The sequence below is a fragment of the Vibrio sp. 10N.222.49.C9 genome (assembly GCF_041474985.1).
Taxonomy (GTDB): domain Bacteria; phylum Pseudomonadota; class Gammaproteobacteria; order Enterobacterales; family Vibrionaceae; genus Vibrio; species Vibrio crassostreae_C.
Genome location: NZ_JBFRVD010000028.1, coordinates 1 through 21,191 on the forward strand (window position 1 = coordinate 1; position 21,191 = coordinate 21,191).

The window sequence follows — 21,191 nt, forward strand, 5'->3', positions numbered from 1 at the left end:
CACCACGAGTACGAGCTAATCGGCCGTGCAACACGCACTGTATTGGATGAGTACTTCGCTGAGTTTCAAGACGCATAAGTTCAAGTCTGGCTTAGAATCAAATACATGATTTAAAGCCGATGACGTCCAACTCATTAAGAATAAGCCTCGGCGATGTCGAGGCTATTCCGACCAAATAAGCACAGTGGTTAGATCGATAAAACTTCCTATCTTGATGTTCCGTTGTGTTTATTTAGTCGTCTTATCCAAGTATTCAAATCCATTTCAAACTGAAAGAGCGACGCATGAAAAGCATTATTTCTATTCAATCTCACGTGGTTTACGGGCATGCAGGAAACAGTTCTGCGGTTTTTCCAATCCAAAGAATGGGACTCGATGTGTGGCCAATCCACACTGTTCAGTTCTCTAATCACACTCAATATCAACAAGGTTGGACCGGGCAAACATTCGGCTCAGATGATATTCGAAACTTGATTCGAGGCTTAGACAACATCAACGTACTGAAAGACTGTGGTGCGATCCTATCGGGTTATCAGGGAAGCGCAGACCAATGTAAAGCGGTTGCCGAGTCGGTTAATTTAGTTAAAGAAAAGAACCACAGTGCACTCTATGTTTGTGACCCTGTAATGGGTGACCCAGATAAAGGTTGTATCGTTGAGGATGGCGTTAGAACCGCCATTACTAAACACTTGCTTCCTATTGCCGATGTTATAGTGCCAAACCAATTTGAACTAAGTGAATTGACCGGCATTAAAATCCTCTCCCTTTATGACGCGGTTACAGCATGTAAGAAAGCATTGGAGCTTGGTCCAAAGATGGTGCTCGTGAAGCATCTTCACTCATTACCCGATGACGCGTTCAGTATGATTTTAGCAACGAAAAAGGCATGTTATTTAGCCCAACGACCGAACATTGAATTTGCTCAACAACCGGTTGGTGTCGGTGACCTTATCTCTGGCCTGTTTACCGCAGGGTTAATAAAGAGAATGTCTCCCGTAGCTGCATTCCGACATGCAAATAACGCGGTCTATGGTGTGTTGGAGCTAACTAAAAGCTATGGCACTTGGGAGCTACAAACAATCAATGCACAATATGAATTTGTAGAGCCTACCCACGATTTCAACGTGGTCAAAATCGGGTAGAGCGTTTAACTCCGATAGTGGTGGAGGGTGTACCTATTCGATGGGTCGCATCCTACAAACGAGATTACGAGCTAAGACTAAACCTAGCTATATTACTCCCAGAAAGAGACGGACTTCACTTTATCCCTATTTATTAACTTCTCTGTTTATAGCTGTTCTTTTGATTAAACAGAGTCTCTGAATCATTTTAGAGAACATTAAATGAGCCTAATTATGAACCGTCTAATTTCCTCGGGTTTTACCGTTGCTTTGTCATTACTTGTAGTGGCATGTAGCTCACCCCACACGTTGGATGTACGCGTACACAAAGACAATTACAAAGAAGTGGTTGTAGAAGAAGCGATATCAGTAAAAGAGCCATTGCGTATGTGGGCGAGTGAGAACCCAGACTTCTTATACTCTCCAATCGATCAAACAACGCCAATTAAAGTGTCAGGTGAGCAACTAAATATCTTAGCTTTGTCAGGAGGCGGCGCGAACGGAGCCTTTGGAGCCGGTATTTTGATAGGGCTGGAAGAATCTGGCCAATTGAAAGACTACTCAATAGTTACTGGCATCAGTGCAGGAGCGCTAATGGCACCATTTGTATTCATCGGCGGAGATGCATTTCCGAAGATGAAGGAGGTGATGTTAAACATCAATGACAAATCAGTGCTCGGCAAAAAGAACTTTTTAAACACCGTGTTTAAAGATGCTTTTACTGACGGTAAAAACTTGAATCAATTTATCGCTCAGGCGTTCCCTGAACCGATGATCGAGCAAATTGCTGCGCGACACCGCAACGGTAAGCGTTTGTTTATTGGTAGCACACACTTTGATTCTGGAGAGCTTGTCATTTGGAATGTGGGCGCAATTGCAAATAGTGACATGCCAGATAAGTCTGAACTTATATATAAGGTTTTAGCAGCAAGTGCTTCTATTCCTGGAGTCTTCCCACCGCAGTTTATCAATGTGAAGTACGAAGGTAAAAGTTATGAAGAACTTCACGTCGATGGTGGTTTAGCCGCTCAAGTATTTTTCAATCCATCTAACTTCGACTATCAGCAGATCTCAGATGCTCTTGGGTTAGAAAAACCACCACAGCTCGATGTTATTCGAAATGGAGCACTGAAAGCGCCGTACCACTCGCTGAGAGATAAGGGTCTAGATTTAGTAGCAAAGAGCGTATCAAGCCTGACTCTTGCTCAAACACGTGGTGATTTATATCGAATGAAATACATCTGTGAAATCAACAACATTGATATGCAATTTACTTACATCGAGCACGACTTTGGTTACGCCAAACGAACCAAAGACATGTTTGATGAACACTATTTATTAACCATATACGAATATGGTTATCACAAAGCAACTCAGGGCAAACCTTGGGTAACAGAATTACCTTAATTTAGGGATATCGTAAAATGAATAAAACAGTTTTAGCGCTACTTATCATGGCAACGTCTAGCGCTGCCATGGCACAAAATGTGACCTCAATGGAACAGCAAAAAGTCGATAACGACATGCTACAACTGGCCGACGTTCAACAAGAAGCGGCGTTGTTCATGGTTGAAGAAAATTCAGACTACGTGGAGATTGACTACATTGGTCAGTGGGTTGACGTGAACAATTACGTCACACACAAAGAAGCTAAAGAACGCCAGCTTCAAAAGACCACAAAGAAATACATTTACTCGCAAACAGGTGAAACTCTAGAATCCATCGAGCAGCGAATTGCTGAGCATATTCAAGTGGACCAACCTAGATATTTCAGTGTCGATGTTTACCGTAATTACCACGGTGATTCTGGGGACTTTAACTATCTAGCTCGAGTTATCGAATACATTTAAGTTATTCGTTTGACATCAACGATAAAACCTACTAGCTTAAGTAGGTTTTTTTGTTTCAAATTGACGAATTATTTTCACTAATATTATTCTGACAAAGTAGATATTTCGCCAACCTGTGATAATTTAAATACATAACGATTAAAAGTAAGCACAACAACATGAATTTCAGCATTGAACAACTTCTCGCGTTCGTTACCGTTTATGACCAACTCTCTTTCAGCAAGGCAGCAGTCAAGCTTAACAAGCACAGAACGACAATCGGGCAGGTTATAACTAACCTTGAAGACCAACTCGCGGTAAGCCTATTTGAAAGGGTTGGGCGCTCTGTAAAGCCGACAGAAGACGGGCATCTTCTTTACCATTACGCTAAACAAACCATTGAACAAGCTCGTACCTTCGATAAGGTAGCATTGAGCCTCTCTTATGGCGGGTTGGAAAACATCACCTTTGCTTATTCTGGTGTGATACCTCATCAAATGCTTTTGGATATTCGAAAGAAACTGCGTCGTGATTTCCCGATGATGCGAGTGAGCTTTTTAATCCGAAACAAAAAGGATATTAAGAAGGGCCTTCAAAGTGGCGAGTACCACTTTGGATTAGTCAATGTGCATGACAGCCGGGGTATACACAGCTTTGATGCGACTTTTCTAGGTCACATTGAGTTTTCCCCATTCGTTCAAAAAAATGGTGAGTTCTCATCTTTGGCGCAAGAGGATGTACTTTTAGCGTTAAGAAATTCAACGCAGTTTATCTTGAGATCGTTTATTGAAGAGGGAATGTCAGAAAAAGTAACCATCAGCTCCGATAACGAAGAAGTCGATCAATTGGCGTTAGTTATTAAAATGGTTGAAGCCGGTTTAGGGTGGGCACTGTTACCAAAAACGTTTGCTCATTCTGAATTTTCCCATTACGACATTGAACCTATACAGTCGTCTGAAATGCACCAAGGATTCAAATTCGGTTTTGCGCTTTGGTGCAATCATTCTAAGCAAGTGAAGGATGTAAAATTATCGGTTTTATCTGTTATACAAGAACATGTTGATCGAGTATTGAGTCAATATTAGCAAAGGAAGAATGTAGGTAACTTATTAATAGAGGCTCATTTATATGAGCCTTTTGCGTTTCTGTCATCTCGAAAGCTCTTTAATTTTGTAGGGCGACATCCTCTATATAGGAGTAGGGCAACACCATTATTTGGCCTATTCTATGCCCGTCGATTAAGGACCCCCTTTATTGGCAATAAGTGTTTAATTTCTATGTTTATTGCAAGGAAGCAAACTTTCGGCCGGGTTTCGTTACCCGGTCTTTTTTATGAGGCAAATTTTATGACTCGCTGCGGCGGCATTGTTCTTCTTTCCTGCTTTTTATTTACAACATCTTCTTTCGCATCGTTTTATGATCCTGTTGATGGTCAATTTGATATGGGGCATCACCTTGCGGAAAACGCATATGGCTTTTTGCCTATCCCAATTTTGATTACCGAGCCTGCGGTGGGGTACGGCGGCGGTGTGGCTGGTTTGTTTTTACATGAGACGGATGAGGAAAAGCGACAAAGAAAGCAAGCTGCTCTTTCTGCCATAGATGGTGGTGCGCAGTTAGTACCCTCAGCAATGTCAGTAGTGGGCGCAGTAGGGACAGAGAACGAAACTTGGTTTGTATTTGGTGGCCATAGACGATCTTGGATGAATGATTCCATTCGTTACACAGGAGGCGGCGGCTTTGGTGTTGCGAATTTGGATTTGTACACATCAATCAACTGGGGCCCCATAGATCATGACCTTAGAATAGGCACGTCAACTTCGGTAGCCGTACTTTCACAAAAGGTGCAGTTCCGGATTGGGCATACGCCTTGGATGTTGGGAATAAAGCAGTTATTAGCTAAGTCTGAGATTGAATTTGATAACATGGTTTTAGACCGAATTTTGGGTAACGAATCGGTTACTTCTGGTTTAGGGTTGGAGGCTGAATATGACACAAGAGATAATTTATTTTATCCAACCAAAGGTTACAAATTGTCTGCAGATTACATGGTGTACGACGATGCGATTGGCAGTGATTACAATTACCGAAATTTGAACATAGATGGCGAAGCCTATATCCCAATTGCCAATAAATGGACGTTAGGCTTGGCTGCAAATTATCAAAGCTTCGAACAGCAAGACCTGTTTGTATCACCCACAGCGAAACCGTACGTGTCGTTACGCGGGGTGTCATCTTATCGGTACCAAGGAGATGAGATTGAAACAATCCAAGGCCAATTGACGTATAGCATCACTCATCGTTGGAAGGTGTCTGGGTTTTACGGTTCAGGGGTTGCAAAGCAAGATAACGGCATAAGCCACGACAGTACCGTCAATGCCGGAGGTGTCGGCTTTCGATACCAAATCGCGAGACGTTACGGTTTGCACCTTGGGATGGATTATGCGCAAAGCCATGAAGAACGCGCTATCTACTTTAACGTAGGCAGTGGTTTCTAGAACAACGGAATAGGTTAAATTTTTCCAAGAAAAAAGGCGCTAATTAGCGCCTTTTCGTTTTCTATCACTTTCTTACAGTAAGATTACTTCTTACGGCAGAACTCAGCGATTACGTACATTGATTGACCGCCGTTTGTTTTACCAGAAACAAGCTTAGGATCGTCACCAACGCTGATGCCACGGATAACAGTACCTTGCTTAATCACTTGGTTAGTACCTTTGATTGGCAGGTCTTTGATTACTGTTACGTCGTCACCTTTTTTAAGTTCAACGCCGTTCACATCAAGAGGCTTGTCATCAGCAGACATGCCAATTTGTGCCCAAACTGATGTTTCTTCTTCAAGGTACATCATGTCTAACGCGTCTTGAGCCCAGCTTTCAGAATTCAGACGAGTAAGTTGACGCCATGCCATTACTTGAACTGGCGCTTCTTGGCTCCACATGCTGTCGCTTAGACAACGCCAGTGGTTGATATCTTTTGGATCGTCAATCTCACCAAGGCATTTGTCACATACCATGATTCCGTGATCCACTGTTACGTGGCTGTGTGGCGGTACTGCATATGCAGTAAGAGAAGAATCAGAACCACATAGTTCACATTTAGATTGGCAGCGTTCTAGCATAGTAGCTTCAGAAGACATAATGGACTCACATTTATTAGGTATTAAATTACGGGGCTATTATCCACTTTATTTGCAATAAAGAAAGAGGTCGTACGGTATTCTGTCTTGATTAATTTTAGCTGAGATCAACCAATTGTGTTTTAAGGTTCTATGCAAACGGTTAACTAGGTACGATGGGATGTCGATAGATACAAAAATGCCAGCGGTTAGGCTGGCATTTGGTTTAGTGAAAAGCTTAAGTCTTAGTTATTCCAATAAAGCATCCGGTGCTGCTGCATCAAGGCTATCCGATTCTAAGAAATCAGCTACTTGAGCTCTCATTGATAGGGTATGAGTGGCATCAGAAAGGTCTGCTTGCGGTCCGATGATCGTTGAGTGTTTAGCTATTTCGTTATATTGAACAAACACACGATTCCCAGTTGAAGGGCTAGCTTTTGTTGAGTCAGTCAATCCTAACGTCGAATCTAACCCTTCAGAGCCAACAAATGAAGCCGTATATGATAACGGTGCACCATTATCATCATTGCCATTGTTTGGTACCGTTTCATCATTTTGCGACTGGATCAACAACGTTGGATAGCTAGAGCTAATTGATGACTGGTCCTCAGTGTTTGCTATTGAATGTGGATCGACCGTGTCAATAAGGGTTTGAGCGGCGACTTTAAATGCAACTAATTCAGTTTCAATTGCTGCGGCACTAGTTGGATTTTCCTTAGCAAAAGCGGTATAGCAATCGCCATCTTCAATGTCAGCCGCAGTACAAGCTGAAGCCACTGAATCCCGATACGTTGCATTTAACTGTTTAGCTAGATTGTGTTTAATTTCGGGGCCAAAGGTTTCCGATGCGAAGAGTAATTCAGCAATGTGCCCACCTGAATTAGCATATACCGCCGAGCTAAATTTATGTGTACCAGCAATTTCAGATGTAGCTACTGACGTAAATCCAGTAATACCGCCCAATGAGTGGCCCATAAATTTAACGGTTGTGTCTTTTATATCAACTCCGGCTAATGGTGTACCAGTAAAGTCATTCCCCACTTTTTCAAGTGCCATACGAAGACCTATTACATCAAGTGCACTTTGACGGATGTTGTCACGCGCAACGGGCAAAGCGCTTAGATTTAAGTAGTACAGAGCATTATCGTTAGTTGAAATAGCACCTCCGGCAAGTGAACGAGACCCATGAATAGGGTGGTCAATTGCAATGACAGCAAGACCTTCAGCCGTTAAGTTTGCCGCAAACGCATACGCATTCTCTTTTACAGAGGTAATACCGTGTTGGTAGATTACAACCCCGGTTATTGGGTCAGTCACAGGAGTAAACAAAAGCACATCAACAGCTTCAAGTGATTTAATTTGTGGTATTGGTGAATACTGAGTGACAATGCGATCACTATCTAGAGCTGTTCCACTTGCGTCCTTTGTGAGTGTTTTTCCCATTAAAGTCGTGACATCAGCTGCGCTAAGGTTTGTTGGGTCTAATCCTAATTTAACCAACTCTCCACCAACGAAAGAACTTGTAGAGTTATCCGTTAGTGCGCTTTTTATAACCGCTAAACTGTCCAATGCTGATGCAAATGGCGTTGTAGAGAACTTAGTTGGATCGGTTTCCAAGAAATATGGGAGTTGAACAGTACCTTTAGTCACGTTTACCGACGTAGTGCTGATACCAGCGTTAGAGTAAAGGAGATTTATCCCTCCAATCAAAGTGGCATTTTCTGTTGCATCGTCATCGGCAAGATATTTTTTAAAGTCAGCATCTGCAGCGATTGCTGTAGCAAATGGTGTTGTTGATGAGGAATCTAAACTAAGATTGTAAGCGTTTGTCAGATCGATATTATTTGGGTTTGCGCTGCCATTCCAATAAGTCGAAAGTGGGGCCCCAGCATCAATCATTCCGCCAATCAACGATGCTGTAGAGGCAAGAACATCACCAACAGAAGTTGTAGTAAACCAAGCTGAATACACAATCTTTTCCGCATCAATACCAACAGCGGCAGCTATAGCTTCTTGACCTTTAATTAAAGTTTGCGCACTAGCTAAGTCACCGGTTGAATAAGTTTTAGTGGCTGTTTTGAGAGCCGCATAGCTTTGCGATGTACCTACTGGGTTACCATTTACATCTGTAACGTCATCAGTAACAACAAGCAAATATTCAGACTTCTCATCAAAAAGAGTATTAGGTGTAATTGCTAGGTTTGAGCCTACTTTGTAAACTTTGTATTCAGAGCTAGCAACAGGTGTTGGTACTTGAGCCGCTGTGGATGTGTCTGTTAGCTTTTTAGAAAGCTTCAACAATGTCACTCCGGAAGTAACAACTCCAGGAGTATCACCAAAACCGTCGCCTTCAAACTCGATGTAAATTGGCATGCTGGTCGAAAAACCATCGGCATAATTTAATGCTGCTTTTGGGTTAGAAATGCTATCGTCGCCACCTGTTGGGATCGCTAACGTGCCATCTGTAGAGTCAAATAATAGGTTATTGCTTAAAGGAACTGATGCATTACTACCTTGCAAGAGCATTTTTTGAGTTGTCGCTCTTGCCAAAGACGTTTCTAGATAGGCTTCAAGTTGTTGGTTACTTGTTACCGAACTTTCGGTGTTGTCGCCACAACCTGCTAGCAGGATCGCTGAACATAGTAGAGAGATCTTAAAGTTACGTTTCATGATACGATCCTGATTTAGTTAAAAGTGTAGTTAAGCTGAACTGAAGAAAGGTAAGCGGTACCTTCTGCTTCGAAAGTCCTTTCTTGCTGAGCGCCATTTGTCTCAGTGAACTCACCGTCATCACTTACAACAAGTGCGAATCCTGCATCGACAGTCATATTTTCGCTCCAAACATAAGTGAAGCCAGCGCTATACCACATACGATCACTATCAGGAATGCTTAAAGTTGCTTCACCAGCTTGTTCGTCATAAGCGTAACCAGCTCTTAATGTCCACTTACTGTTTAGTTGGTACGTTGCGCCTAGTGAATATCGATTGTTGTCTTCATATTTTTCAGGTTTGTAGAAGCACTGACCTACTACACCGTTGTCAGTACAATCTGGACTTGTTGCTTTTAACTCCTTAAAAGTACTCCAATCAGTTTGTTGCCAACCGTAGTGAATTGCCCATTGTTCGTTAAGTTGGTGAAATGCTGAAAGCTCCAGAATAGAAGGAAGCTCGATTTGAAGACGACCATCAACCTTGGGAGATGTTGCTCTACCTGAATCGTAGCTGGTAAATTCACCGTCATCGAAATCAAGATCAACAGAAGAGCGGTAAGCGATACTAAAGCGATTGTTTTCGTTCAGCTCATACATCGCGCCAACATTCCAACCATAGGCAAATGTTTCACCGGTCATGCCTATAAGTTTGTCAGATGGATTTCCACCAACAAAGTTAGCGAGCTCGCCTTTATGGCGAGTAAGTTCAGCTTCCGCATACACAAGGTTTAAACCTGCACCAACGCTAAATGATTCATTCACGCGATACGCAATATTTGGATTTAGATTTACAGATAAGAGCGACGTATCACCAGCCATATCACCTGCCGAGATGTCATCAGGGTAATCCGTAGCAACACCATAATTGGTGAACATACCGATACCCCAAGCCCATTTTTCGTTGATTGGGCTGATGTAATATGCGGCTGGCACGACTTGTAATGGAGCAACATCTTTTGAATGCTCGTTAGCGTCAACGTCGTAAACGTTAACCTCTGGATCAACGATAGAAACCGCGCCTGAAAATTGGGCTGTATCAAATAGGGTCATTGCGGCGGGGTTTCTCGCTAGTACACTCGCGTTATCAGCTACTGCACCTTCACCTGAAAAGGCACGACCAAGACCTGAGGCAGAATGCTCAGCAACTTGGAAACCAGCCGCAAGTGAGTTACATGCAAATAGTACTGAAAGTGAAACGAGAGAGCGTTGTATTGTTTTCATCCTTGACCCTCCTAGGGCATCGAATTTCGTTATTATGGTTTGAAAACACACTGAGCATTTTTGGTGTTGAAGCTCTAATGTAAATAGCATGTTAAATTCATGTTTTATATAAAGTCAAAGAAAGAGTTGTTATTTTGTGAGGTTATGTTTTAAAGGGGCGGCACTTTAACATCGATAATATAAGTATAATCAATAATTTATTCGTGGTTGGAGGTGTGACCAGAGTGTTTATGCATCGTTGCGGTATAAATAGTGTTCAATAGCTCAATATGTAACAACTTTGTTTCTGTTTACCACCATTCGCTAAATCGGCATAATATCGACACTCGTTAGAAGTCATTAAATTGGAATTTTAAGTTTGGAATTACTCGCGATAGAGTTTCTTGGAAAACCGCTTCGTTTAGAAGGATCAATGGCAGGGTGGCAACAGTTGTATTGGGATAACACTTTGGTATCTCAATTAGATGCGACCACAGACCAAGAAGACGCCCGAAAACACGAATTTACACTACGCGCTGGCGAAGAAACGTTGCAGTGTCACGTTGAATCGACCGTTCAGTGGCAACCGTTTGAGATGACGTATAAAGCGTCGGTGAATGGGCAAACCATTACCGAAGGCAATCGAAACACCAAAGATATTGAACAACAAACTCCTGTTGTCGCTCCTAAACCAGAGAAGCGTTTTAGCTTAATTGGGTTGGTGTCGCTTGGTATGAAAGCGCTTAAAAGCGCCAAGCTAATCAAGGTCGTACTTGCTTCTGCGAGTTTAGCGGCCTATTCATGGTTGTTTTCAATTCAGTTCGCTTTGGCCTTAATCGCCTGTTTAATGTTCCATGAGTACGGTCATATTAGAGCGATGAAATACTTCGGCATGAAAACCAAAGGGATCTATTTGATACCATTTCTTGGTGGCTTGGCGTTATCCGATGAAAAGATTAATACGCGTTGGCAAGATGTGGTTATCTCAATCATGGGGCCATTGTTCGGCCTGATATTGTCGTTAGTATTTATGGTGCTGTATTGGGCGACTGGCGAAATGTTCTTTGCCGGCCTTGCAGTATTTAATGCTCTATTAAACCTGTTCAATCTATTGCCGATTTTGCCTCTCGATGGCGGACATGTTCTTAAAAGTATCAGTTTCTCGATGAACAGCGTACTTGGCATTGTACTTTGTGTCGCGGCTGCCGTTGCTGGTGTGGTATTGAGTTATCAGTTGAATTTAACCCTGTTTGGTTTCTTATTGATCATGGGCAGTGTTGAAATACTGTTCGAATGGAAAGGACGTCATCACAGTCACTTGTTACCGTTAGACAAATACGGGCAAGTCGTGTCGTTCGTTTGGTATGTAGGTTTAGTGAGCAGTTTGATTGGTGTTATCTGGTATTTTGCATCTACTGGTGATCAGCTATTAAGCCTACCATTACAAATTCTTGGTACTTAACGAGTGAGTTTCTGTTGTTGGAATTATCCAGCTGCTTAGTGCACTTGAACTGTTAGCAAGCAAGAAACTGAAAATGCCCTAACCAATATGGATAGGGCATTTTTGTATTTACACCAGCTAGGTGATTCTTACTTAGATTACGCTTTGCAATTTGGTCTTGGTGAACCTGATTGAGGAAGCGTTTTTATCGTTGCTTGTAGATCTTTAATACGCGTACTGTGGGAAGGGTGCGTAGAAAGCAATTCTGGCGGTTGATTGCCCCCTGATGCTTTGGCCATGTTTTGCCACAAATTAACACTTTGGTTTGGATCGAACCCTGCTTGAGCCATATACTCTAAACCAACAACATCGGCTTCAGACTCTTGAGTTCGCCCATACGGTAGAATAACGCCATATTGAACGCCTAATCCTAACGCGGCCATCGTCATACCTTGATATTGTTTGTACTCTGATGCACCTAACGCGACATTAGTAATAGACAAGCCAGTATTAGCGAGTTGAGACTGAGACAGGCGCTCATTACTGTGGTCTGCAAGAACGTGTGCCACTTCGTGACCGATAACCGTCGCGAGTTGGTCTTGGTTTACTGCAACATTGAGTAAACCCGTGTAGACGCCAATTTTTCCGCCTGGCAGAGCGAACGCGTTCACTTGGTCGCTATCAAAAACCACCACTTCCCATTCACTAAAACCTTGTTTAGGAATATATTGAGTGATGCTGTTCGCTACGCACTGTACATAAGCGTTAGTTTTGGCATCTTGGCTGATGGGTTGTTCTTTCTTCATTTGTTCAAAAGACTGTGCTCCAAGCTGAGACATGTCTTTATCTGAAAAAAGCAGCAATTGGTTTCTGCCTGTCGGAGAAGCGCTACACGCGGTTAGGCCTGCAAGTGTGAGAAGCGAGGCAAACTTCATCCATGACGTCATACAATATCCTCTGTGTATTCGGTTTTTATGCATGTTAACATCAACTTGCGTAATAGCTAAGGGCTGTAAGATAACTAACAGCGGTAATATAGAAAAAAGCTATGCACGCGATAACAAGATCAATAATTAAGGAACCTATATGAGTATTTGGAAAAAGCCCGTTGACCTAGATACCTTCAACGCGACCTCAAAAAATACCTTAATTGAACACCTCAACATTGTTTACACCGAAGTAAATGACAATTCTTTGGTAGCAACCATGCCGGTTTGTCACTTTACGCACCAACCACTGGGTATGCTTCATGGCGGCGCATCGGTTGTGCTAGCTGAAACGCTTGGCTCATTGGCTGCAAACTTCTGCGTACCAGAAGGCTATTATTGCGTTGGGCTCGATATCAATGCGAACCACGTAAGGTCAATGCGTGAAGGGCATGTCATTGGTACTGCTGAGCCTATTCACTTGGGCGTCTCTACTCAAGTATGGCAGATCAATATCACTGATGATCGTCAACGCTTAGTTTGTACCAGCCGTTTAACCATTGCCGTTAAGAAACATAAGCGATAACAGACTAGGCAGTCGTACGCTGGTTTTGTCTTTAGAAGAAGTAATCAGTACTTAGAACAAGCAATCAGTATTTAAAGAAGTAACCCGAGAAGCCCATGGTCATAACGTTTAAAAGTGGAAAAGTCATCGCAACCGCACATGAATTGGTTGTTCGTTTAGATGGGGAGCATAGAGTCACGCTGCAAGCCCAAGTTGATGCAATTCAATTGATCGGAAAAGGGGCAAATGTTATTTCAGCTAACGGTTCTGAGTGTAAATGGTCGATAAAATTAGACGATGAACAGCAGCTCCGTGAAATCGCTAATGAAATTGGCTGCGATGTAATGTAATCCTTTACGGTAAAGGCACTTAACCCTTAAGATTGAATAACATCTTAGGATGTCGTACTCATAATTCACAATAAAATTGTGTCAGTAATATTGATTTTACGCCATAAAATAGGGAAACTGAATTCAATGTCCTTTGAATAAGTTTTCCTCTTTATGAGCAGCCCAAGACTTCGCGTTCAATTTGAAACCCTGTTTGAATACTTCGATGGTAAAGATTCTGATGTTCAACTCGACGACATCACGGATGTGCTTTGTTGTACCCGTCGTAATGCCCGAATGGTACTCAACAAGCTTGAAGAAGAAGGGTGGGTAGAATGGTTACCTGCAGCAGGTCGAGGAAAGTTATCTCAACTTATCTTTAAACAGAATCGTTGTGATGTCAGCGAGAACTTAGCAAGACGCTACTTGCAGGAAGGAAAAATTGGACAGGCGCTGTCAGTGCTTGATCACAATGCTGCCAAACTCACGCAAGTTATTCAAAACTACTTGGGCGTACAGTATCAAGAAGGCGAACAAGTTATTCGTTTGCCTTATTACCGGCCGCTTTCAATGCTTAACCCAACCAAATCGATGCGTCGTTCAGAGCAACATATCGCTTGTCAGGTATTCAGTGGGTTGACTCGTCTAGATGAGAATGACCAACTTCAACCCGATCTTGCTCATTCATGGCAAAAAATCAGCGATTACCAATGGCGATTCTTCTTGAGACCCGGTGTTCGTTTCCATAACGGGGAACCTCTGTTAACCAATCATGTTGTGGATACACTGCTTGCACTCGAACCTCTCAACATGTTTTCGCATATCAAAGATGTCTCTTCACCTGCAAATTGTGTAGTAGATGTTTTTCTCACACGTCCAGACAAGTATTTTCCCCTCGCACTAACGGAATCGGTCGCTAAAGTCACATTACCGATCACTTTACGTGGTGAAGACTACGATATTCGACCGATTGGAACGGGACCTTATCGCATTGAAAAGAACGACGAGAAACAACTCGTGTTAACCGCTTTCAATGGGTACTTTGGTTTCAGACCGTTAATTGATCGCGTTGAAGTTTGGGTGGTGGATGAGGCTTATTCTTCAATGGTTTACCCAAGCCTATCTAAGCCTGTTATGGCCGACCGTGGCGATAGCGATGAAGTAGAACTCGATCCTGGTTGCACGTATTTACTGCTCAATAGAAAGAAGGGTATTGCACAAGATCCCGCATGGGCACAGTTTTTATCTAACGCGTTGAATGCGGCGGATCTGTTTGTTCATATTCCAAAAGAGACTGTTATCGATTTGGGCGTGTTACACGCTTATGGGATAAAACCCGGTTGGTATGACATAAAGTTAAAAGTGCCCGTTTGTCCACCAGCAAATTCCAAACCAACGATAAGATTGGCGTATCAATGCCAACATCCAATGTTTCCAACGCTTGCCAAGGCGATTGTCACGATGCTGAAGCAATACAACGTCGATGTTGATCTTTACGGTTACGAAACCGATCCTCCGCACGCCGATGATGTTGATGTTTGGATTAACCCTATGGGCATCGCCAATAACAGAGACGACGCCTTGGCTGGCTGGTTAATGGACTACAGTTTTCTTGATGAATCTAGCCCGGCAGAGGACTTCGACCAATGGTGTCACATGATTGACCGTTGGCGTTCTGGTGAATTCGAGCAATTCCCAGCACGACAGTTAGGTAAACAACTGGTCCAAAGCAATCAATTGATCCCGATGTTCCATTGCTGGTTAGGCGTTAATAAAGATCAATGTGGTACGTTGCAAAACGCGAAATGTAATGCATTAGGTTGGTTCGACTTTAGCCAAGTTTGGGTGAAGCCTGACGTTGATTGAAATCCAAGAAAACTCAGTTAGGACCAAATAACTCATTTAGGAAAAAACGATGCAAACTCTGATGGTTACATTTATTACGCTGGTGGCATTTGCTGCTAATTCAGTTTTGTGTCGCTGGGCCTTAATGGATCAAACGATTGATCCTTTGAGCTTTTCGATCGTTCGCATCTTATCTGGTGCGCTTACGCTTCTGATTTTATTAACGTTATCTTCCCAATCTAAGTCTAAACGTGAGTTAACAAACAACACATCGGCATATGCAAAACTCAAATCACAGTTTCAATTAACATCAATACTGTCACTGCTCGTGTATATGTTTGGTTTCTCGTTTGCTTACTTAGAGCTTGGCGCAGGTCTTGGTGCGCTGGTGTTGTTTGTCGCAGTGCAATTTACGATGATTGCCGCGCACTTGCTTTCTGGCAACAGAATGTCACTCATTGAGTGGGGCGGGTGTTTGTTATCTGTGGCAGGGCTTGTTTACTTGTTAATGCCAACGGAATCGACTCAAGTACCCGACTTAGTTTCTATTATCTTGATGTCTCTGGCCGGAATTGGGTGGGGCATTTACACATTGGCAGGAAAGAAATCGTCAAACGCACTGCAATCGACCACCGCTAACTTTGGATTCAGTTCGCTAGTTATCCTTGTGGCATTGAGCTTATTAATTTTGATACCTAATGCGTTAACGCAAGTGTCTATCACTGAACCAGGTTTGATTTACGCGGTTATATCGGGCTCGGTGGCTTCCGGTGTGGGTTATAGTTTGTGGTATTACGTAGTGAAAAAACTGAATACCGTGGTTGCGTCTATTGCACAGCTTTCTGTTCCAGTTATCGCAACACTTGGTGGTGTATTACTGTTATCTGAACCTGTCACTATGCAATTTATAGTCTCATTAACCGTTATACTTCTAGGGATAAGCTTGGTTCTTGTCGCCCCTAAACTTAAGAAATAAAGAGTTCAATCATTAACTTCTATGGCTAAACCAAACAAGAAACAACCGACCAAGACGGTTCAGATTTTCTGTGCCAAATGTAAAACGCAGCTTTTTAAGTATCGGAAAGGTGGCAAAGGTGCACTCGTGAAATGTTTTAAGGAGCGTATCGTTGAAGATTTCACGACAGAGCCATGTGTGTGCCCTGAATGCGGGATTGAATTTGCGCGTGACACTTTGGTTCGAGGTACGCCAGCCTACAAGTTTGTTGGTGGTAAGGTAACGATGAAATAACCTGTCACATTAAAACGAGCAAACAATGCTGAAACTAAAAATGCCACAGCGCAGTTTGTGTGTGGCATTTCAACATTGCTTTTGATACTCAGAGTAAAGAATTGAGCTCAGTAAGCTCTGACACGCCATTGAAGCTTAAGAAGTAATAGCGAGACAATTGCGCCCGTGGTGTCACACAGCATATCTTTTTGTGCATCCCAAATATCACCTTGTGAGCCAAGGAACGCGATACCTTCATCACCACCTGCAATCTCCGCGTACCACCACTCGATAATTTCATAACCTGCAGCCACACTCATGATCGCAAATAACGCAAGGAAACATGCAAGCACCGGTTGAGCCAGTTTTTTACGAATCAAGTACTCAGCGAGTGGGTAAGCATAAAGGCCAATAGAGAAATGCGCGACACGGTCAAAGTTATTCCGTTCTGAACCTATCATGTTATTGAACCAATCAAATGGCACTTCCGCGAAGGTATATTTTGCGCCTATCGTATGCAAAATCAACCAGATAAACATCAAAACGTAAGCTGTCTTAGTGAAGGTGAGCTTTGTTGATAACCACCAAATACCCACCAATATTGCGAGCGCTGGGACAATTTCGGCAATCCACACCGCTCTTGAAGAGGGAGCGAACGCTGAAAATAGAAACACAGTCAGATACAGCGTCGTCAATGACAGCAATGGTCGATTTTGAGCAAGTGGCGTGATTGTCATATCAAGATCTCTCGTCGAAGTTTTTAATAGTGTTACACAATAATGAACAGTGTTCAATTGGGTCTTAATCACCAGATTTGTTGAAAAGTGGTGTTATCGCCCAGTATCTAGACAAACGGTTGCTAGAGTTTCACAAAAGTTTGATTTACAACAAAGCGATCCTTAAAATCGCTCTATTACTACATAACAAGAAAGAAAGTCATGAAACTGGAAACTGTCGATTACCTTGCTGACGACGCAGCAGAACAATTTGTTCGCTCTCTACGTGAAACTGGTTTTGGTGTTCTTAAGAACCACCCAATCCCGAAAGAGCTTGTTGAGTCAATTTACGAAAACTGGTACCAATTCTTCATCTCTGAAGAGAAAGAGAACTTCCAGTTTAATGTTGAAACACAAGATGGATATTTTCCACCTTCAGTGTCTGAAGTTGCTAAAGGCCACACTGTAAAAGACATCAAAGAGTACTTTCACGTATACCCTTGGGGCCAAATCCCTGAACAGCTGAAAGAACAGATTCTAGATTACTACCAACGTGCGAATGCTTTTGCTCAAGAGCTGCTAGGTTGGGTTGAAGCTCATGCTCCTAAAGAAGTACAAGATAAATTCTCTATAGCGTTATCAGAAATGATCAACGGCAGTGAACAGACTCTGCTTCGTGTTCTTCACTACCCTCCAATGCAAGGTGATGAAGAGCCAGGTGCAATCCGCGCTGCGGCACACGAAGACATCAACTTACTGACGGTTCTTCCTGCTGCAAGCGAGCCGGGCCTTCAAGTTAAAGCTCAAAATGACGAGTGGCTAGATGTTCCATGTGACTTCGGTAACATGATCATCAACATCGGTGACATGCTTCAAGAAGCATCTGGTGGTTACTTCCCATCGACAACTCACCGTGTAATCAACCCATCAGGTGAACGCCAAGAGAAGTCTCGTATCTCTTTGCCTCTATTCCTTCACCCGAAACCAGAAGTAGTGCTATCTGAAAAGTACACAGCAAACGAATACCTAATGGAACGTCTAAGAGAGCTTGGCGTTATCTAGTCAGTTCAATGCTTCGTCCCTAAAATTGGGATAGATGTGAAAGGTCAGCTAAGTCGCTGACCTTTTTTGTATCCGTACCAAAGAATTGCGGCTTTATTACTAACGGTTGTATTCAACGAAGTGGTACTCAGTTTTGACGATAAAAGGTGCCTTTAAGCCAAACGTTAGAAAGTTGTTTGTCCTTAAGCTCGACAAATCTTAGAAAATCGCTTTCAATTAAAGAAGATACGCAACGGATGCGAAACAGGTTACTTATAGTATCCACAGTTCTAGAAATCCATTAATTCAGAGAAGCTAACTGAGTCAACTATGTCGAATTATCAAGATGTGAGAGCAAACTTTCATTGCCATATGGAAAACCCATTGCTTTGGCCGATAATGGAAGTGCTTAAGCAAAAGCCAAGCGGATGGAAAGTACACACATTGGCAGCTCATCTGAACGATCTTGGGTTTGTGCCAGTGTTGGATGCTGTGCCTGAGAAAGAGTTGTTTAAAAAGAACTTCCTTATCATGAATGCGCTTTATCAGCTTCAAGAAACCTTACACCCAGATGGTTGGCTCCAAGTCCAAGCGATGGACATCGAATTGATGAATGGTCGTTATCACGGAAGCAGTCACAGCATCGATCATCAAGACCCACTTCGAGAATACTACATTAATTGGGTTAACTATGAAGCGGATGAAGGTGAAGTCAAAAGGCTGTTGAACGAATTTTGGACTCGGTATAGAAAGTATGTGGGTGGTGATGAACTCGATATGGATCGAAGTCGAGCATTGAACCTGTTTGAGTTACCTTTAGGCGCGACACACCATGAAATTAGAAAACGTTGGCGACAACTGGCATTGAGATGGCATCCGGACAGAGACGAAGGCAACACCGCAAAATTTCAGACGCTCTGTGAAGCATGGCATGTATTAAGAAGCCCATAATCGAGAGGCATTTCTAGCTGTCTAATTGCTCAGAACCCTAAAACGGAAAGCCCCACATTGTGAGTGATACAAGTGGGGCTTTGTCGTCATTACGTTATGTTTTGGGTAACTACGTTATGTGCTGTAGCGACTTAAGTTATTGGTGTTAGGAGTGATCTTTGCTCTCGCCACTTTTATGTTCAAAGGCATAGTCGAGTACTTTACGGATATAAGGCGCACCGACTTTTGAACCGCCGTTACCGTGTTCAATGACCACAGTTGCGACATATTCAGGGTGTTCATACGGTGCGAAAGCCGTGTAAAGCGCATGGTCAAGCAAGTGTCTAGCGAGTTTCTTCGAGTTGTAGACCTGGTCTTTCGCAAGATCAAAGACTTGTGCAGTTCCTGATTTACCGCCGCTCGTGTATTCAGTTCCCTTAAATGCACGTCTGCCGCTGCCTCGATTACCGTGGTTTACGAGTCGCATCGCATTGATTGGCACATCCCAAATTCTATCCGGTACTTCGGTGATTGAGGGCATTGGCTCCGGTTCGACAAGTTGTTGTGTACTGAAATCTTCACCATGATCTAAGGTGGCTCTTAAGATATGAGGTGGCATCACCTTACCATGATTAACCAATACTGACGTTGCTTTAGCAAGTTGCATAGGTGTCGATGTCCAATAACCTTGGCCAATACCAATCGGAACTGTGTCACCCTGATACCAAGGGGTGCGATAACGCATCATCTTCCATTCTCGAGTCGGCATGTTGGCGGTACTTTCTTCATAGATATCAATGCCTGTCGGTTCACCAAATCCAAATCGGTTCATCCAACTTGAAATTCGGTCAATACCCAAATCGAAAGCGGTTTGATAGAAGAATGAATCTACCGACTCTTCAATGGCTTGAGTGACATCGACAGGTCCGTGACCCCAACGTTTCCAGTCACGCCACGATTTAGAGTTTCGTTTAGAGCCAGGAATTCTCCAAACGCCATGGTCGTTACGGATGGTATCTTCAGAGATGACATGTTCTTGCAGTCCTGCCACAGCCATAAATGGTTTAACGGTTGAGGCAGGAGGATAAACGCCTAGAGTGGTGCGGTTAACCAACGGGTGAGCCGGATCATTCAATAAACGTTGGTAGTTCTTACTCGAAATGCCGTCGACAAATAGGTTAGGGTCGTAACTCGGGCTTGATGCCATCGCCAACACGCTGTTGTCTTTCGGATCGAGAATAACCGCGCTTCCAGTTCGGTGATCAAGTTGCTCAAAGACGTATTTTTGCAGCTCAAGGTCAATATTTAACACGATATCTTTACCAGCTACTGGCGGCACGTACTCAATGGTTCGGACTATTCGCCCACGGCTGTTTACTTCGACTTCTTGATAACCTTTGGTGCCGTGCAGAATATCTTCGTAATAACGTTCAACACCCAGTTTTCCTATGATTGTTGTAGCTTGATAATTCGCTTCTATCCCTTGTTCTTCAAGCTTTCTGAGATCGCTATCATTGATGTGCGCCACGTAACCAAGAACATGGGTAAGCACCTCACCATTCGGGTAAAAACGCTTTAAGCTGGTATCGATAGATAAGCCGGGGAACTGGTACTGGTGCACGGAGAACTTGGCGATCTCTTCCTCCGTTAAGTTCTCTAGAATAGTCACAGATTTAAAACGGCGGGTGTTGTGATAGCGTTTTTTGAAACGAGCGATCTGCTCTGCATCACGGGGGACATATTTGTCTAGCTTGGCGAGCATTGCATCGACATCATCGGTTTGCTCAGGAATCATGGTTAGATCAAAGACAAGCTTGTTCTCTGCAAGTAACACGCCGTTACGGTCGTAAATAAGTCCACGAGTAGGGGCGATAGGTAATACTTTGATTCTGTTGCCATCGGCACGAGTTTGATAGCTTTTAAAATTTTCAACTTGAAGTCGGTATAGATTGCCGACTAAGACAAGAGTGAACATCAAGATCCCACAAAACGCGACGATTACGCGGTTTTTGAATAGGTTCACTTCGATTTTATGGTCACGCATCTTAACGCGTTTATGATTCATTGAAGCCTCAAGGGTCTGTTACATTTGGTTACACTTGTCGAATCGGGACTTTATCTGAATATCACTAGGGTTTTGTAAAAGCTGTGTCATGTTTTGAGGGATCGACAGCATTAGATGGCGGTAAAC

19 protein-coding genes are annotated in these 21,191 nt (G+C 43.0%); 13 read left to right on the forward strand and 6 right to left on the reverse strand.

What is annotated here, in order from left to right; translation table 11 throughout:
• The first annotated feature begins 284 nt into the window (after nt 1–284).
• From pdxY to AB4585_RS12685, 5 genes are all read left to right on the forward strand, one after another.
• The gene (gene pdxY, locus AB4585_RS12665; protein WP_017060057.1) at nt 285–1,142 is read left to right on the forward strand and encodes a pyridoxal kinase PdxY; all 858 of its coding nucleotides are present in this window, start codon (nt 285–287) and stop codon (nt 1,140–1,142) included.
• Between the two features lie 213 nt (nt 1,143–1,355).
• The gene (locus AB4585_RS12670; protein WP_017060058.1) at nt 1,356–2,528 is read left to right on the forward strand and encodes a patatin-like phospholipase family protein; all 1,173 of its coding nucleotides are present in this window, start codon (nt 1,356–1,358) and stop codon (nt 2,526–2,528) included.
• Nucleotides 2,529–2,545: 17 nt separating this feature from the next.
• Complete coding sequence (locus tag AB4585_RS12675) at nt 2,546–2,971, forward strand: hypothetical protein (RefSeq protein ID WP_102394485.1); 426 nt, start codon at nt 2,546–2,548, stop codon at nt 2,969–2,971.
• Nucleotides 2,972–3,129: 158 nt separating this feature from the next.
• Complete coding sequence (locus AB4585_RS12680; RefSeq protein ID WP_372155783.1) at nt 3,130–4,035, forward strand: LysR family transcriptional regulator; 906 nt, start codon at nt 3,130–3,132, stop codon at nt 4,033–4,035.
• A gap of 261 nt (nt 4,036–4,296) precedes the next feature.
• Entirely contained in the window at nt 4,297–5,448 is a 1,152-nt protein-coding gene (locus AB4585_RS12685; protein WP_017069662.1) for a BamA/TamA family outer membrane protein, read from the forward strand.
• 83 nt (nt 5,449–5,531) lie between these two features.
• On the opposite strand, the gene AB4585_RS12690 is transcribed toward AB4585_RS12685, so the two are convergent.
• The 3 genes from AB4585_RS12690 to AB4585_RS12700 all read right to left on the reverse strand — a co-directional run bounded on the left by AB4585_RS12690 (nt 5,532) and on the right by AB4585_RS12700 (nt 10,000).
• Complete coding sequence (locus AB4585_RS12690) at nt 5,532–6,089, reverse strand: PhnA domain-containing protein (protein WP_004730927.1); 558 nt, start codon at nt 6,087–6,089, stop codon at nt 5,532–5,534.
• A 228-nt stretch (nt 6,090–6,317) separates the two neighbouring features.
• Nucleotides 6,318–8,738, reverse strand: a complete 2,421-nt coding sequence (locus tag AB4585_RS12695) for a VolA/Pla-1 family phospholipase (RefSeq protein WP_372169961.1) — start codon at nt 8,736–8,738, stop codon at nt 6,318–6,320.
• 14 nt (nt 8,739–8,752) lie between these two features.
• Nucleotides 8,753–10,000 carry a porin gene (locus AB4585_RS12700; RefSeq protein ID WP_136974605.1) on the reverse strand — a complete coding sequence of 416 codons (1,248 nt, stop codon included), beginning with the start codon at nt 9,998–10,000 and terminating at the stop codon, nt 8,753–8,755.
• Between the two features lie 358 nt (nt 10,001–10,358).
• Here AB4585_RS12700 and AB4585_RS12705 point away from each other — a divergent pair, with 358 nt between their 5' ends.
• Complete coding sequence (locus tag AB4585_RS12705; RefSeq protein ID WP_017060065.1) at nt 10,359–11,441, forward strand: site-2 protease family protein; 1,083 nt, start codon at nt 10,359–10,361, stop codon at nt 11,439–11,441.
• 137 nt (nt 11,442–11,578) lie between these two features.
• On the opposite strand, the gene AB4585_RS12710 is transcribed toward AB4585_RS12705, so the two are convergent.
• Nucleotides 11,579–12,367 (reverse strand): M48 family metallopeptidase, encoded by a 789-nt coding sequence (locus AB4585_RS12710; protein WP_372169963.1) that lies wholly within the window; start codon nt 12,365–12,367, stop codon nt 11,579–11,581.
• A 139-nt stretch (nt 12,368–12,506) separates the two neighbouring features.
• On the opposite strand from AB4585_RS12710, the gene AB4585_RS12715 reads away from it, so the two are divergent.
• The 5 genes from AB4585_RS12715 to AB4585_RS12735 all read left to right on the forward strand — a co-directional run bounded on the left by AB4585_RS12715 (nt 12,507) and on the right by AB4585_RS12735 (nt 16,334).
• The gene (locus tag AB4585_RS12715) at nt 12,507–12,932 is read left to right on the forward strand and encodes a hotdog fold thioesterase (RefSeq protein WP_017060067.1); all 426 of its coding nucleotides are present in this window, start codon (nt 12,507–12,509) and stop codon (nt 12,930–12,932) included.
• A gap of 95 nt (nt 12,933–13,027) precedes the next feature.
• Entirely contained in the window at nt 13,028–13,261 is a 234-nt protein-coding gene (locus tag AB4585_RS12720) for a DUF3389 domain-containing protein (RefSeq protein WP_017064605.1), read from the forward strand.
• A gap of 153 nt (nt 13,262–13,414) precedes the next feature.
• Complete coding sequence (locus AB4585_RS12725) at nt 13,415–15,106, forward strand: SgrR family transcriptional regulator (RefSeq protein ID WP_372169965.1); 1,692 nt, start codon at nt 13,415–13,417, stop codon at nt 15,104–15,106.
• Between the two features lie 49 nt (nt 15,107–15,155).
• On the forward strand, nt 15,156–16,061 hold the full coding sequence (locus AB4585_RS12730) for a DMT family transporter (protein ID WP_372169967.1): 906 nt from the start codon (nt 15,156–15,158) through the stop codon (nt 16,059–16,061).
• Nucleotides 16,062–16,082: 21 nt separating this feature from the next.
• Nucleotides 16,083–16,334 carry a hypothetical protein gene (locus tag AB4585_RS12735; protein ID WP_017067298.1) on the forward strand — a complete coding sequence of 84 codons (252 nt, stop codon included), beginning with the start codon at nt 16,083–16,085 and terminating at the stop codon, nt 16,332–16,334.
• 107 nt (nt 16,335–16,441) lie between these two features.
• On the opposite strand, the gene AB4585_RS12740 is transcribed toward AB4585_RS12735, so the two are convergent.
• Nucleotides 16,442–17,050: a DUF2238 domain-containing protein gene (locus AB4585_RS12740; RefSeq protein ID WP_372169969.1), complete on the reverse strand. Its 609-nt coding sequence runs from the start codon at nt 17,048–17,050 to the stop codon at nt 16,442–16,444.
• Between the two features lie 201 nt (nt 17,051–17,251).
• On the opposite strand from AB4585_RS12740, the gene AB4585_RS12745 reads away from it, so the two are divergent.
• Both AB4585_RS12745 and AB4585_RS12750 read left to right on the forward strand, forming a co-directional pair.
• On the forward strand, nt 17,252–18,091 hold the full coding sequence (locus tag AB4585_RS12745) for an isopenicillin N synthase family dioxygenase (protein WP_372169971.1): 840 nt from the start codon (nt 17,252–17,254) through the stop codon (nt 18,089–18,091).
• 309 nt (nt 18,092–18,400) lie between these two features.
• The gene (locus tag AB4585_RS12750; RefSeq protein WP_372169973.1) at nt 18,401–19,021 is read left to right on the forward strand and encodes a DNA-J related domain-containing protein; all 621 of its coding nucleotides are present in this window, start codon (nt 18,401–18,403) and stop codon (nt 19,019–19,021) included.
• A gap of 145 nt (nt 19,022–19,166) precedes the next feature.
• Here AB4585_RS12750 and mrdA read toward each other — a convergent pair whose 3' ends face one another.
• Nucleotides 19,167–21,065, reverse strand: coding sequence for a penicillin-binding protein 2 (mrdA, locus tag AB4585_RS12755; protein ID WP_136981853.1), 1,899 nt, complete (start codon nt 21,063–21,065; stop codon nt 19,167–19,169).
• Nucleotides 21,066–21,191 lie beyond the last annotated feature (126 nt).